Genomic DNA, 14,508 nt, shown 5'->3' with positions numbered 1-14,508 from the left:
AACCCATTTTTAGAAATATCAAAGCTTTGTTCTAACTTTGTCAAAGCGTGATTAAACCTTTATTCACCCAACGTATCTAATAAAAACAACACACTGCAATAATTGTAGCGGAAAAAGAAAGAACAAATTAAAGTCTGATGAAAAAATTAATACTGTTAATGACTGCAGTGATTTTTGCAGTTACGGGAGCATTCGCTCAAATTCACAAACCAGTAAAATGGACAGTGGCCAGCAAAAAGCTAAATAGCAAAGAAGCTGTCGTATATGTAAAAGCTACCATCCAAAATGGATGGCACATTTATTCACAAAATATAAAGGATGGTGGACCAATCCCAACTTCTTTCACTTTTGCTAAAGCGGCTGATTATACCTTAGTTGGTAAAACTGCTGAGCCAAAACCAAAAGTGAAACATGAAGACGTATTTAAAATGGATGTAGGTTACTTTACAAATGAAGTGATATTTCAACAAAAAGTAACGTTAAACAAAGGTACTGCAACAGTTAAAGGTACAGTCGAGTGGCAAGCATGTGATGCTTCACAATGTCTTCCTCCAGATGAATATGCTTTTGCTGTGACAATCAAATAGTAAAAATGATTCTATAAGGATAAATTAATAAGGCGATTCTCATCGCCTTTTTTTATTTTTGAACCTAACATCTGAAATACATACGCATGTTAAAAAATACATTCATTTTACTTCTGATTGCTTTTTTCAGTCTTTCTTTAACAACAGCGACGCTTGCATCGACACAAGATAGCTTAGCAAGTACAGAAGGACTTCAATTTGAATCATCACCGGACACATCTAATGCAGTTGAAGCAGTACCGGAAGACCTTAATTTTACAGCCTCGCCCGACACGATGGTTAGCCAGGATAGCAGTAAAACCGCTCCAGCTAAAATAAACGCCTCCTCAGGCAATCCAGAAATGGGAAAGAAATCACTTTGGAGCATATTTATTGCCGGATTAGTAGGTGGTTTTGCAGCACTACTTATGCCCTGTATATTTCCAATGTTGCCCCTAACGGTGAGTTATTTCACGAAGCAAGCAGGAAGTCGGACTAGTGGTATCAGCAAGGCACTACTTTATGGCCTCTTCATCATTGTCATCTATGTCGCTTTAGGAATGGTCATCACCATTTCCTTCGGCTCCGACGCGTTAAATGCTTTATCAACAGATGGGATATTTAATTTCTTATTCTTCCTGTTATTGGTTGTTTTTGCCGCGTCTTTTTTTGGTGCCTTTGAAATCACTTTACCGAGCTCTTTCGTCAATAAAATGGATGCCAAATCTGATAAAGGCGGCCTAATAGGCCTCTTCTTTATGGCCTTTAGCCTTTCGCTGGTATCGTTCTCCTGTACCGGTCCCATTATTGGAACGCTATTGGTAGAAGCTGCCTCAAAAGGAGAGCGCCTAGCTCCCGCAATCGGTATGCTCGGTTTCTCCATAGCGCTTGCCATTCCTTTTGGTTTATTTGCGATGTTCCCATCGATGCTAAAATCCCTCCCCAAATCGGGCGGATGGCTAAATTCGGTAAAGGTCGTACTCGGCTTCTTAGAACTCGCACTAGCATTAAAGTTCCTTTCAAATGTAGATCTGGCTTACCATTGGAATTGGTTAGATAGAGAAATATTCTTATCACTATGGATTGCTATCTTTGGCCTGATGGGGTTATATCTTATTGGAAAAATTAAGTTTTCCCACGACAGTGAACTAAAATTTCTTTCTGTACCGAGAACTATCTTGGCCGTCATTGTATTCGCTTTCGTCATTTATATGGTACCCGGATTATGGGGTGCACCATTGAAGTCCATTTCGGCATTCCTTCCCCCTACGGCAACTCAGGATTTTGACCTGTCTACTGGAGTAGGCGGTTCACCAGCGCATAGCGATGGTAAGGTCAAAAAATACGCTGAAATCTTTCATGAACGGGGCACGCCAAAAGGATTTGATCCTTATTACGATTATGAGGAAGCTCTAGCAGCTTCAAAAGAGCAAAATAAGCCGGTACTTATTGATTTCACAGGCTGGAATTGTGTCAATTGTCGGAAAATGGAAGCCAATGTATGGACTGATCCCGCAGTTGCCAAACTATTGAAGGAAGAGTTTATTATGGCTGAATTATTTGTCGATGACAAAACTAAATTACCAGAAAGTGAGCAGTTTATTTCAAAATACAGTGGGAAAAAGATAAAAACGATAGGAAATAAAAACAGTGATTTCCAAGCCTCGACTTTCGACAGCAATTCGCAACCACTATACGTGATCGTCGATTCATCCGGAACCGTATTGGTCCCGAAAACAGGTGCAAACTATAACGTTACAGAATATATTGCTTTCCTTCAGAGTGGAATTGACGCTTTTAAGGCAAAGAAATAGTCCGTATACGATTGGAGACATTCGACAAGAATAGCATACATGAACAATATAGGTAATTATTAAATTTGCATTATCTTTAGCTTAACCTGAAATAAAGTGGAGTAAAAAAGCCATTACCAGTTGCCAATAGCATTATTGGCGATAGCTAATAAAGGAAATATAATTGTATATACGCTTGAAAAAAGCTAAGTTTGAGTACGTATGAGTAACATTAAAAAAATTGCTGTTCTGACATCTGGAGGAGATGCTCCAGGAATGAATGCTGGTATCCGCGCTGTTGTTAGGGCGGGAATCTACAATAATCTTGAGGTATTTGGTGTAAGAAGAGGTTATGATGGTCTTGTTAATGGAGAGATTGTCCCTATGGATGCCAAATCTGTAGCGAATATCATACAACGTGGCGGCACTATCCTTAAAACTGCCCGTAGCGAAGCCTTTAAAACGATAGAAGGACGTAAACAGGCTTATGAAAACTTACGCAGCCACGGTATTGATGCCATGGTGGTTATCGGCGGGGATGGTACATTTACGGGCGCATCCAAATTTATTGAAGAATTTGATTTTCCTATTATTGGCCTTCCAGGTACAATAGACAACGATTTGGCCGGTACAGACTTTACTATTGGCTATGATACAGCCATTAATACTGTTATCCAAGCTGTAGACAAAATTCGCGATACTGCCGAGTCTCACGATAGGCTATTTGTGATTGAAGTAATGGGACGCGATTCAGGTCTTATTGCCGTCCGTTCAGGAATCAGTACCGGCGCAGAAGCAGTCTTGGTTCCTGAGTTTGAAGTGGACTATGACGCAATCATGAAAAGGCTCGACAAGACGCGTAAAAATAAATCATCTCGTATCATTATCGTTGCTGAAGGTGATAAAGAAGGCGGTATGGTTGTATCAGAAAAAATCAAGGAAAATTTCCCACATTACGATGTTAGGCTTTCTATTTTAGGACATATTCAACGTGGTGGAAGTCCAACATGTATGGATCGTGTCTTAGCAAGCAGGCTTGGCGTAGCCGCCGTAGAGGCTTTACTACAAGGCCGCAGAGGTGAAATGGCCGGACTAATCTGCAGTGAGGTAAGATTTACTCCTTTTAAAAGCGCCATTAAACACCATGTGAAAATGAACGAAGATCTGCTTCGTATCATCGAGATCCTTTCGCTGTAAAAGATATCGTTTAGTCTCAACTTCATATAAAAAAACGTGGATTGTCCAACCTTTTGGATAGCCACGTTTTTTTTTTACTTTATACAGATCTCCCCAAAACACTATTGCAGCTATAAAGGAAACTGACTTGACTTTTAAACTCTTTCGCTTTATTAGCACAAAACGAACTATAGCACACGATCTTATAAAAACTACTACTTCAGCAAATTATTTAGGTATTGCTCAGACACAGGGGGCAATTGTATTGCCTGACCTGCTTTTGCCATCGAGTCAGCGAAATGATTCGTATTACTGATAGCCTGTTCATAGGCTTTAACCACCTGATCAGATAAGTGTAAAACCTCAGGGCTTTTAAGGTTAATGCGATATTGATTATCTTCTAAGGTGACATGCTGATAAAAGCGATAGGCAGCAGCTTTTAGTTTTCCCAGTTCTTCTTGGGAGAGCTGATCGATTCTGGCATTTGGCGGAAGCGTAACATCAATAAAGGTAGTGTCCTTCGCCAATTGATCAATAGAATGATCCAGAGGAATGGCATGAAGTGCTTCTAAGTTCACAACAGGAATACCCTTATCGTCATCACCACTACACGAGGCAATCACACTCCACAAAAATATACTCAGAAATACTATTTTATTCATTATTATAATTTTTTGTTCCCTTAAGAAGAAACCCCTAATTGCATCCTCATATCACATGAGTTGAACAATTAGGGGCTATTAAAGGCCTAATGGCGGCCGAAAACGAATTGAGTTATTTCAGCAATTCAGCCAGCTTCGCTTCCAAAGCTTCACCTCTTAAATTTGATGCGACAATTTTGCCTGACGGATCGATCAGGAAGTTTTGTGGAATACCACGCACTTCATATAATTTGACCGGAGCAGATTTCCACCCCTGTAAGTCTGAAACATGTGGCCATTGCTGTAAATTATCATCATGGATGGCTTTCACCCATGCATCCTTTTTACCAGGATTATCTAAAGATACACCAAATACCGTAAACCCTTTATCTTTAAACTTATTGAAAGCTGCGACCACGTTCGGGTTCTCGTGACGGCAAGGACCGCACCAGCTCGCCCAAAAGTCCAACAAGACATATTTACCTCTTAAAGATGATAAGGAAATATTTTTTCCTGTGGTATCCGGCAACGTAAAGTCCGGTGCTATTGCACCAACAGCCACGGCTTTCAATTTCTGAATGCGATCAGCCAACTCCTTCCCTTTTTCGGAACTTTTCAATTCAGGAGACAATTTCTCGAAAGAAGTTACATATTCAGTAACATTCTCTCCATTGAGATTGTCAGACAATAAATCCAATGTATACCAGCTCTTCGGGTTTTTGTTTATAAATTCTGCATCTGATTTTTCCATTTTTTCAGAAATCTCAGCAGCTTGCTTTTGCAAACCTTCGATGAAACTTGGATCCTGTTTTTGAGTATCAGAAGCAGCATAATATTGTTGATTCAACGCTTCGAATGCGTCCGAATAAGGTTTTACAAAAGCCTTATATTGCATCAGATCGTCGTTAAGCGTTGTACCCGAAACAGTTGCATCTTTAAACCCTTTGGTTGCATCGACTTTGATAACTCCTTTCGAAAGATATAGCTGTGCCGTTTCGGGCTGCTTTTGACTATTTCTAAGTTCAGCGAAAGATAAGCCTTCTGGTGAATAGATCATCATACCTTTGGTTGGTGAGGTCACCTGCCCATTGAACTTAAACTCACCTTTTACGACCATCGCAGAATCTGTCTGCCGGGTTGCATTGGTAATGTATTGCATAAACACCTTCGCTTTGTCCGACGTAGCGTTTACTTTCCCTGTCACGGTGTAGCTTTCTTGCGCCATTAATAAGGCTGGTAAAAAGCTTAAACCCATTAATATTCTCTTTTTCATAATTATATACTCCACATAAATGTAAAACATTTCCAGTTCATGGAAGCGCTATTTAACATTTTTTAGCAAAGATGTTACCAACGGCCAGATGCACCGCCACCACCAAAATCACCACCGCCGAAACCGCCAAATCCACCGCCCGATCCGCCACCGAATCCGCCGCCACCACTTCGCCCGCCACCGCCGCCAAGGCCACTCAGCAATGTCCACCAAAACACATCAGAAGCACCGCGCCCATTCATGACACGCCGGCCACCGCCACCGCCGCCGCCGCGATTCGAGAAAATAACGATCAAGATAATCACAATAATGATCACAAACATAACAGATCCCGAGCCCTTTCCTTTTGGTTGCTTTGGATCAGCTCTGTATTCACCTTTGGTATAGGATATTAAGGAACTGGTCGCATCATCCACTCCCTTGTAATAATCTCTTTGACGAAATGCAGGCTTAATATCATTCTCGATAATGCGGTAGGCAATCGCGTCGGGAACAGCTCCCTCTATCCCATATCCAGTCTGAATGGTCACCGCGCGATCCCCAAGTGCGACCAACAATAAAATACCGTTGTTGTATTTTTTATTGCCAATCCCCCATTTCTTCGCTAATTGTACTGCGTAATCAGAAATATCATAGCCTCCCGTAGAATTCATCATAACCACCGCGATTTGCGTGGATGTAGAATCCTCAAAGGCCAGTAGCTTTTGTTCCAATAATTGCTTTTGATTCGCTGTCAACGTATTGGTATAATCATTGACAAGTCTGTTTGATGCTTCTGGGAAATCTTGGCCCAATACTGAGGCTATCGACAACGTGCAAAGCAATATTGCCATAGCAGGTATTCGAATCAGGGAAAATAATTTCAATACAAATTTCATCCTATTATTTTTTTGTCCGCCTTAAGCAATTCTTCCTGCTTCTATAGGCAATCGGTAAACCTCGAAGTTTCGCGGCTATTTATATTTATTCATTTATGCCACAAGCAGTAGCTGCGTTGCTGTTGCCTGCTAATTGACGATTAACGATCCCCAAACACCACATCATTGGGCAGTTCATTGATATCATCATGCTCTCGGGGAAAGAATTTTGCCAACTGTTTGCCCGCATGTTCGATCCCTCTAACCAAGCCCTCAACAATACGATCCTCCCTAAACTCAGCCACCATCAGATCTTTGGTACTGTTCCAAAAATCACTTTCCACGCGCTGGTGGATTCCTTTATCTCCAATAATGGAAAACTTGTGATCTTCCAACGCGATATAAATAAGGACACCGTTTTTCAATACTGTTTTATGCATGCCTAATTTGGAAAAATAATAAGTTGCGCGATCATGTACCTCATCGGGGCAATGATTTTCTACTACCACACGAATTTCACCGGAAGTCTCATTTTCGGCCACATTAATGGCGTGGACGATTTTGTCTTGTTCTTCAGAATTTAAAGCCATAATCTATATATACATGTGTATTCTTTGACGAGTCACCAAAGGGTTGATCGATGTCCAAAAAATATTTCTTAATTAAAAAACGAAAAAAAATGGATGATGAGCTTCTACGAAAGCCGCATCATCCATCATCCCATTCATTGCTGTCAATTTGCTTAGAATGATACCGTTGGTGCTTTATCCGAACCTGGGGCAGCAGTAAATGTACCTTTTGCCTTAAATCCAAACATGCCGGCCATTAAATTGTTGGGAAAGCTACGTACTGTTGTATTATATTGCTGTACAGCTTCATTATAGGCTCTACGTTCTATCGAAATACGATTTTCAGTACCTTCTAATTGCGCTTGAAGTTCCAAAAAGTTTTGGTTCGCCTTTAAGTCAGGATAAGCTTCTACAGAAGCCAAAAGGCGACTCAATGAGCCACTGAACTCGTCTTGAACTTTTTGAAATTTAGCGATATTTTCTTCAGACAGATCATCAGCATTAATCGTTACAGAGGTTGCTTTAGCTCTTGCCTCGACAACTGCGGTCAAGGTACTTTCTTCATGCTTTGCTGCCCCTTTTACGGTATTGACCAAATTCGGAACAAGATCCGCACGACGTTGATACGCATTTTCAACTTGCGCCCATTTTCCTTTAACATTCTCATCCTGCGAGACCATTGTATTATAGCCGCAGGAGTTTAAGGATACTAATGCAAATAAACCACATAGGGCGACCAAAAATCTTTTAATTTTCATTGTTCAAAGAATTAAATACTATTCAAATTATACGGTTACACTATCAAAGCATATACCAAGCTCTTACTAAGATAAGAATATTTTTATTTCCAAATCTTCAAATAGTCAATATTCATTAACTTTGTATCGGTTTTGGGATAAAAACCCAGCCCCTTATACTATGCAAAAAGAAATCGAAATTGCGATACCACCTGAAAAAATGGAGGATGAACACTATATTCTACAACAAGGTATAAAAACCCTACGCGTTCAACCCCAGCAAATCAAAGGATACAAAATCAGAAAACGTTCAATTGATGCCCGCAGTAGGCAGGTAGTCTACCGCACCCGCATTATTTACTACATCGATGAACTGCCTATTCCTGAAATCTACGAAAATAATTTCAAGTCGGCCAAAGATGGAAAATCGGTTATCATCGTAGGCGCAGGGCCTGCTGGTATATTTGCTGCGATCCGTTGCATCGAACGTGGCCTCAAACCAATTGTCATTGAGCGTGGTAAGAAAGTACAGGACCGTAGACGTGATCTTGCGAAGCTGAACCGTGAAGGCATTGTGAATCCCGAATCGAATTACTGCTTTGGTGAAGGTGGCGCAGGGACATACTCGGATGGAAAACTATATACACGTTCCAATAAAAGGGGGGATGTAGAAAAAGTGCTCAAGCTTTTCGTCTCTCATGGTGCCACCACAGATATTCTGGTCAATGCCCGACCACACATTGGCACAAACAAACTACCGCATATTATTGAAGCCATGCGCGACAGTATCCTTGAGTTTGGTGGTGAATTTCACTTTGACCAGCGCGTGGACGACATTTTAGAATCTTTTGGGCAAGTTCGTGGCGTCAAGTTAGCCAGTGGCGAACACATCAAAGCCAATCACGTTATCGTAGCGACAGGGCACTCTGCTCGCGATATTTTCGAGCTTTTCCACCGTAATAATTGGCTGATTGAAGCCAAACCATTTGCTTTAGGAGTGCGCATCGAGCATCCACAGACAATTATTGATCAGGCACAGTATCACTGTCAGGTTAGAAGCGAGCATTTGCCGCCTGCCTATTACAGCTTGGTGGAACAGGTTAATGACCGTGGTGTATTTTCTTTCTGCATGTGCCCTGGAGGGGTCATTGCTCCCTGTGCGACCGATTTAAACGAAATTGTTGTCAATGGGTGGTCACCATCTAAACGAAATAACCCGCACGCTAATTCAGGCACTGTTATCCAGATAAACCTCGCGGATGTTGCCAACGCACAAACGGATCCGTTTGCATTACTCAATTTTCAGAAGGAGATTGAACGAAAAGCTTTTGTGATAGGCGGTGGCAATCTGGTCGCTCCAGCACAACGCATGGTTGATTTCGTCGAAGGACGAGTGTCTTTCGACCTACCAGAGAATTCTTACAAACCCGGAACAGCCTCTGCAGACCTGACCGAAGTATTGCCGTCTTTTGTTCACAAAGCATTACAAGGTGCCTTGCCTATCTTTGGCAAAAAGATGAAAGGTTATTACACCAATGAAGCTATTTTAGTTGGAGTCGAATCCCGTACGTCTTCACCGATCCGTATTCCTAGAAATAAAGAAGATTTACAACATCCTCAGGTCAAGGGACTTTATCCGTGTGGTGAGGGTGCTGGTTATGCCGGAGGTATCATTTCCGCTGCAATAGATGGAATTAATTGCGTTGATGCGATCGATTTAAGTTAACATTTTTTGCTTTTTCTCTTGCAGAATACGAATGAATGCGTTATTTTTGTAGCATCAACGCGAAAGTAGCTCAGTTGGTAGAGCACAACCTTGCCAAGGTTGGGGTCGCGAGTTCGAATCTCGTCTTTCGCTCTAAAAAAGCTTCCAAAATTTGGAAGCTTTTTGCGTTTAATAATAGTCTCCTTTCCCTTCTATTTACATCCAGTAAAGCTTTATCGTTTCTCTCCGTGCCAAATTTGAGTTTAAAATTTACGAAAGAAGTATTAGCACAACTTCGACTAGATACCAAAGAAAGTATAAATTTCAATTGTGATTCTATTTAGGGAAGAAAGAAAGACCTAAAGGGGATCAGATTCTACACTTCTTCGGCACTTGCTCGGTGCTTCTTCGGTACTTGCTCGGTACTTGCTCGGTGCTTCTTCGGTTACAAGCGAACGAGTAACGTTAAAACTCCGACTAAGATCCGTTGTAACACCGTGAGAAGGGCGAATTTGGTTCCTATGGATCATACCATATATACCCCGCGATGTACAACATCTTTTGGGCATTTCTTCTCAATACAATTAGAAAATCTTCCATCTAACTAAAAACAACAAAAAGAAAAATGTCAATTGATATAATGACTACGATTCCATCGGTCGCATAAAAAAAATATGGCGTCTACTTCATTAGTAAACGCCATATTTTAAAAGCGATATAATCCAATATGGATTTAACTTGTTCTCAGACTTTCCTCTACAAGCTCTTCAACATATTTCCGAACAACTTCGTTAGAGAAACGTGTGGTTACATCAAATGCAAAGGCATGAACCAACAGGATACGCGCAGATTCTTCACCAATCCCTCTTGCTCTTAGATAAAACAGCGCTTCGTTGTCAAACTGACCAATCGTACATCCATGCGAACATTTTACGTCATCTGCAAAGATCTCCAATTGAGGCTTAGTGTACACAGTGGAATTATCTGACATCAACATGTTATTGTTCTGTTGAAAAGCATTGGTTTTTTGAGCATCTTCGCGAACGAAAATTTTCCCATTGAAAACCGCTACAGATTTATCCTGCGTAATATTCTTATACCATTCGTAAGACTCGCAGTGCGGCTTAAGATGATCTACAACGGTATGATTATCGACCAATTGATCTCCAGCAGTTAAGTTAATGCCATATAAATGGCTTTCCACATTTTCTGCATCCAAACGTACATTGATATTGTTACGAATAAATGGTGCTCCGGGGAAATTACAATTGTAATTATTATAAAGGCTATATTTTTCTTGGTGTACTTCTGTATGATTAAAGTACCGGCTTACAGATCCAGCGAGTTGCAAATAATAATGCTGCATCTTTGCATTCTCTTTGACAATAATCTCAGAAACCTTGTTTTGAACGTTATTTGCAGTACCTTCTGCAGTGATGAAGCTTTCGATCAACTCTAGCTCTGCATTTGGTTCGACAACAATCAAATTACGTGTTTGTGCAAAGAAATCCTCCTTGCCTGTTGCGACATGAATAATCTGAATTGGTTTATCAATTACGGCTCCTTTCTTTACATGGATAAAAACACCATTCGTGAAAGCAGCGGTATTTAACGCAACCATAATATTGTCTGACTTATCGGCATATTTGGCAAAATGCGCTTCAAAAGCAGGGTCCGACACGGCTTCATCCATAGGAACAACCGAAAGTCCTTTCACACTTTCTAGTTCGCTTACTGCCAATACATATTGGCCATTTACCAAGATAATGCGATAGGCATCCAGCTTAGGGATCTCACCAGCACCAAAATCTAAGCCTTCGATATCCACATCAACATCAAGCGCATAGGTCTTATTGATAATACTGTGGATGTTTGTATATTTCCATTCTTCATTCTTAACGGTGGGAAAGCCTGCTGCTTCGAAACGTTCGAATGCAAGTTGACGGGCTTGTACAAAAAACGAAGGTTCGTCCGAAACGCCTTGCTCCTTGTATGCTCCCAACACTTGTTGAAGTAATGATTCTGAAACTAATGTACTCATGTTATATTTTAATCAAATCGCCAAAATTCTCTTCCAATCCTAATAACTCAGGTAAAAGATTAGGCGTTTTGTGCATCATATTCTTTTAACCAATCGTATCCTTTTTCTTCAAGCTCCAAAGCCAATTCTTTAGGTCCTGATTTCACAATGCGTCCATTATAGAGTACGTGAACAAAATCTGGAACGATATAATCCAACAAACGTTGGTAGTGTGTAATAACAATGAAAGCATTGTCTTTGGAGCGCAATTGATTCACCCCATTTGCAACGATACGAAGTGCATCGATATCCAAACCAGAATCGGTCTCGTCCAAAATAGACAATTTTGGATTTAACATGGCCAATTGAAAAATCTCGTTACGCTTTTTCTCACCGCCGGAAAACCCTTCATTTAAAGAACGGTTAGCTAAATTAGCTGAAAACTCTACTAATTTTTGCTTGTCTTTAACCATCTGTAAAAATTCCTTTGCTTCCATAGGAGGAAGTCCTTTGTATTCGCGGATATCATTTACAGCTGTTTTCAAGAAATTGATATTCGATACACCCGGAATTTCAATAGGGTATTGAAAAGCCAAGAACAGCCCTTCACGTGCACGATCCTCGGGCGAAAGATCCAATAAATCTATACCATCCAATAGTGCCGAACCTTCACTTACTTCATACGATTCACGTCCCGCCAATACATTGCCCAAAGTACTTTTACCAGCACCATTAGGCCCCATAATCGCGTGAATTTCTCCCGCTTTTACTTCTAGGTTTAACCCTTTTAATATTTGTTTGTCTTCTACAGACGCATGTAAATTTTTAATGCTTAACATTTTATTCGTATTGAGTATGGTGCAATGCAGTGTTATAAAACTACATTTCCAATGATTTTTTATCTATCCTACTGAACCTTCTAATGAAATTGCCAATAATTTCTGAGCCTCTACCGCAAACTCCATCGGCAACTGATTTAATACTTCCTTCGCATAACCATTGACAATTAGACCAACAGCTTTTTCTGAATCTATACCACGCTGATTCAAATAGAATACTTGGTCTTCACCAATTTTAGAAGTAGTCGCTTCATGCTCTAACTTAGCCGTCTTATTTCTATTTTCGATATAAGGGAACGTATGCGCTCCACATTTATCACCAATCAATAAGGAATCACATTGTGTAAAATTACGCGAGTTGTCTGCATTCGGCCCAATCTTTACCAAACCTCTATAACTGTTGTGGCTCTTACCGGCAGAGATACCTTTAGAGACAATTTTAGATTTTGTGTTCTTACCCAAATGAATCATTTTCGTACCTGTATCGGCCACCTGATAATTGCGCGTCATGGCCACAGAGTAAAATTCGCCAATCGAATTATTACCTTTTAAAATCACCCCCGGATATTTCCATGTAATGGCAGAACCAGTTTCCACCTGAGTCCAGGAAATTTTACTGTTGTCTCCTTTACAGATTCCACGTTTAGTCACAAAATTATAAATCCCGCCTTTTCCATCTTTATCACCAGGATACCAGTTCTGTACTGTTGAATATTTAATCTCGGCATCGCGTTCTGCAATCAGTTCAACGACCGCAGCATGCAGTTGATTTTCATCACGCATAGGCGCTGTACATCCCTCCAAATAAGACACATAAGCTCCTTCATCTGCAACGATCAACGTACGCTCAAATTGTCCCGTATTTTGTGCATTGATACGGAAATAGGTCGATAATTCCATCGGACATCTCACTCCTTTTGGGACATAAACAAATGAACCATCGGAGAAAACAGCAGAATTCAAGGCTGCATAGATATTATCGGTCTGCGGGACAACTGTGCCTAAATATTTTTTCACCAACTCTGGATGCTCTTGCACAGCTTCACCAAACGAACAAAAGATGACTCCTTGTTCTTTTAACTTCTCACGAAATGTTGTTTTGACGGAAACGGAGTCAAAGACAGCATCTACGGCAACAACACCAGCTAATATTTTCTGCTCGTCCAAAGGAATCCCTAATTTTTCAAAAGTAGCAATCAACTCAGGATCAACTTCATCTATTGAATTCAGCTGTGGTTTTGCTTTAGGAGCCGCGTAGTAAGAAATCTCTTGAAAATCAATTTCAGGAGCTTTAAAGTTCTGCCAAGTAGGCATTTTCAACGTCAAAAAATGACGGAAAGCTTTTAATCGCCACTCCAATAACCATTCAGGCTCATTCTTTTTTGCCGAAATAAAACGCACCGTATCCTCACTAAGGCCTTTGGCTGCAATTTCCATTTCGATATCTGTCGTGAACCCGTATTTATATTCTTCGAGCTCTAGCTCTTTTAACAAATCGTCGTCTTTAGTACTCATATTGCGCTCTCACGGTTTAACTAATTTGGGAGGGCTTCACCTCCCCACCTATCGAACTGCAAAGTTACAATTTCAAAGCCAATAAAACAGCATTTTATACGGCTATACGCTGGTATTTTTAATAAAAAATGATATTTGTCACTCTATTTAATTAAAATGAACACATTTCAAACGATTATGACAGTCAAATGATTTTTCATCAATTAAAGCTATAAATACGCATCAATGATATAGCTAAAATCTATTAATCGTCAATAATTTCGTATATTTTTAAATTTCCAAATTTAATTTTGTATATTTACAAATAGTATTGATTATTAAGACTTAAGATATGCCCTTTGCACCGGACAAAACAGATTTAAAAATTCTTAAACTATTACAAGAGAATGGTCGTATAACTAATTTGCAGCTCGCTTCCAGCATTGGACTTTCTCCCGCTCCAACATTAGAACGTGTGCGAAAGCTGGAAAATTCAGGCTTCATCAAAAGTTATCATGCATTTGTAGACGAAGAGAAGCTAGGTCTTGGAATCAAATCGTTCATCCAAATTTCACTCGACTTCCATACACACAATGCGATACCGGAGTTTGTTGCCGCAGTAAAAATGATACCTGAAGTAACCGAGTGCCACCACGTTACAGGAAATTGCGATTTCATTCTCAAAGTTTACGTGAAAGATATCAAAGCTTACGAAGGTGTTATTATGGAAAAAATATCCAAAATACCTTTTGTAAAGACATTCCAAACCATGATGATTATGTCTACAAGCAAAAAAGAGCCTATTATTCCTTTGGAATATTAAGTGGTATATGAATTA

At 40.2% G+C, this 14,508-nt stretch carries 13 protein-coding genes and 1 tRNA gene; 6 read left to right on the top strand and 8 right to left on the bottom strand.

Translation table 11 applies throughout. The features are described from left to right. The first annotated feature begins 137 nt into the window (after positions 1–137). From B2W36_RS19440 to pfkA, 3 genes are all read left to right on the top strand, one after another. A complete protein-coding gene (locus tag B2W36_RS19440; protein WP_293889296.1) occupies positions 138–587 on the top strand; it encodes a protein-disulfide reductase DsbD N-terminal domain-containing protein in 450 nt (149 codons plus the stop codon). 86 nt (positions 588–673) lie between these two features. Then, positions 674–2,380 carry a protein-disulfide reductase DsbD family protein gene (locus B2W36_RS19435; protein ID WP_293889295.1) on the top strand — a complete coding sequence of 569 codons (1,707 nt, stop codon included), beginning with the start codon at positions 674–676 and terminating at the stop codon, positions 2,378–2,380. Between the two features lie 201 nt (positions 2,381–2,581). Further along, positions 2,582–3,556 (top strand): 6-phosphofructokinase, encoded by a 975-nt coding sequence (pfkA, locus tag B2W36_RS19430; protein WP_209578388.1) that lies wholly within the window; start codon positions 2,582–2,584, stop codon positions 3,554–3,556. A 194-nt stretch (positions 3,557–3,750) separates the two neighbouring features. On the opposite strand, the gene B2W36_RS19425 is transcribed toward pfkA, so the two are convergent. The 5 genes from B2W36_RS19425 to B2W36_RS19405 form a co-directional block, all read right to left on the bottom strand. Beyond that, positions 3,751–4,197: a hypothetical protein gene (locus B2W36_RS19425; RefSeq protein ID WP_293889294.1), complete on the bottom strand. Its 447-nt coding sequence runs from the start codon at positions 4,195–4,197 to the stop codon at positions 3,751–3,753. 112 nt (positions 4,198–4,309) lie between these two features. Continuing rightward, on the bottom strand, positions 4,310–5,449 hold the full coding sequence (locus B2W36_RS19420) for a TlpA disulfide reductase family protein (RefSeq protein ID WP_293889292.1): 1,140 nt from the start codon (positions 5,447–5,449) through the stop codon (positions 4,310–4,312). 74 nt (positions 5,450–5,523) lie between these two features. Then, entirely contained in the window at positions 5,524–6,327 is an 804-nt protein-coding gene (locus B2W36_RS19415; RefSeq protein WP_293885173.1) for a TPM domain-containing protein, read from the bottom strand. A gap of 140 nt (positions 6,328–6,467) precedes the next feature. Continuing rightward, a complete protein-coding gene (locus B2W36_RS19410; RefSeq protein WP_209578383.1) occupies positions 6,468–6,896 on the bottom strand; it encodes a TPM domain-containing protein in 429 nt (142 codons plus the stop codon). Positions 6,897–7,048: 152 nt separating this feature from the next. After that, entirely contained in the window at positions 7,049–7,627 is a 579-nt protein-coding gene (locus B2W36_RS19405; RefSeq protein WP_293885289.1) for a LemA family protein, read from the bottom strand. A 166-nt stretch (positions 7,628–7,793) separates the two neighbouring features. On the opposite strand from B2W36_RS19405, the gene B2W36_RS19400 reads away from it, so the two are divergent. Continuing rightward, a complete protein-coding gene (locus B2W36_RS19400; RefSeq protein WP_293885174.1) occupies positions 7,794–9,338 on the top strand; it encodes an NAD(P)/FAD-dependent oxidoreductase in 1,545 nt (514 codons plus the stop codon). A 59-nt stretch (positions 9,339–9,397) separates the two neighbouring features. Further along, positions 9,398–9,470, top strand: a tRNA-Gly gene (locus tag B2W36_RS19395). Positions 9,471–10,050: 580 nt separating this feature from the next. On the opposite strand, the gene sufD is transcribed toward B2W36_RS19395, so the two are convergent. From sufD to sufB, 3 genes are all read right to left on the bottom strand, one after another. Then, a complete protein-coding gene (sufD, locus tag B2W36_RS19390; RefSeq protein WP_293885175.1) occupies positions 10,051–11,358 on the bottom strand; it encodes a Fe-S cluster assembly protein SufD in 1,308 nt (435 codons plus the stop codon). A gap of 59 nt (positions 11,359–11,417) precedes the next feature. Then, positions 11,418–12,176 (bottom strand): Fe-S cluster assembly ATPase SufC, encoded by a 759-nt coding sequence (gene sufC, locus B2W36_RS19385; RefSeq protein WP_293885176.1) that lies wholly within the window; start codon positions 12,174–12,176, stop codon positions 11,418–11,420. A gap of 63 nt (positions 12,177–12,239) precedes the next feature. Then, on the bottom strand, positions 12,240–13,691 hold the full coding sequence (gene sufB, locus B2W36_RS19380; RefSeq protein ID WP_209578376.1) for a Fe-S cluster assembly protein SufB: 1,452 nt from the start codon (positions 13,689–13,691) through the stop codon (positions 12,240–12,242). Between the two features lie 331 nt (positions 13,692–14,022). Here sufB and B2W36_RS19375 point away from each other — a divergent pair, with 331 nt between their 5' ends. Continuing rightward, positions 14,023–14,493, top strand: coding sequence for an Lrp/AsnC family transcriptional regulator (locus tag B2W36_RS19375; protein WP_046673117.1), 471 nt, complete (start codon positions 14,023–14,025; stop codon positions 14,491–14,493). Positions 14,494–14,508 lie beyond the last annotated feature (15 nt).

The organism is Sphingobacterium sp. UBA3549 (assembly GCF_002376635.1).
Classification (GTDB): Bacteria; Bacteroidota; Bacteroidia; order Sphingobacteriales; family Sphingobacteriaceae; genus Sphingobacterium.
The sequence above is the reverse complement of the archived record's forward strand: the minus strand, read 5'-3'. Positions and strand labels throughout refer to the sequence as shown.

Excerpts from the sequence above, each read along its gene's own strand:
- B2W36_RS19440 (WP_293889296.1), top strand. The coding sequence starts at position 138 with ATGAAAAAATTAATACTGTTAATGACTGCAGTGATTTTTGCAGTTACG.
- B2W36_RS19435 (WP_293889295.1), top strand. The coding sequence starts at position 674 with ATGTTAAAAAATACATTCATTTTACTTCTGATTGCTTTTTTCAGTCTT.
- pfkA (WP_209578388.1), top strand. The coding sequence starts at position 2,582 with ATGAGTAACATTAAAAAAATTGCTGTTCTGACATCTGGAGGAGATGCT.
- B2W36_RS19425 (WP_293889294.1), bottom strand. The coding sequence starts at position 4,197 with ATGAATAAAATAGTATTTCTGAGTATATTTTTGTGGAGTGTGATTGCC.
- B2W36_RS19420 (WP_293889292.1), bottom strand. The coding sequence starts at position 5,449 with ATGAAAAAGAGAATATTAATGGGTTTAAGCTTTTTACCAGCCTTATTA.
- B2W36_RS19415 (WP_293885173.1), bottom strand. The coding sequence starts at position 6,327 with ATGAAATTTGTATTGAAATTATTTTCCCTGATTCGAATACCTGCTATG.
- B2W36_RS19410 (WP_209578383.1), bottom strand. The coding sequence starts at position 6,896 with ATGGCTTTAAATTCTGAAGAACAAGACAAAATCGTCCACGCCATTAAT.
- B2W36_RS19400 (WP_293885174.1), top strand. The coding sequence starts at position 7,794 with ATGCAAAAAGAAATCGAAATTGCGATACCACCTGAAAAAATGGAGGAT.
- sufD (WP_293885175.1), bottom strand. The coding sequence starts at position 11,358 with ATGAGTACATTAGTTTCAGAATCATTACTTCAACAAGTGTTGGGAGCA.
- sufC (WP_293885176.1), bottom strand. The coding sequence starts at position 12,176 with ATGTTAAGCATTAAAAATTTACATGCGTCTGTAGAAGACAAACAAATA.
- sufB (WP_209578376.1), bottom strand. The coding sequence starts at position 13,691 with ATGAGTACTAAAGACGACGATTTGTTAAAAGAGCTAGAGCTCGAAGAA.
- B2W36_RS19375 (WP_046673117.1), top strand. The coding sequence starts at position 14,023 with ATGCCCTTTGCACCGGACAAAACAGATTTAAAAATTCTTAAACTATTA.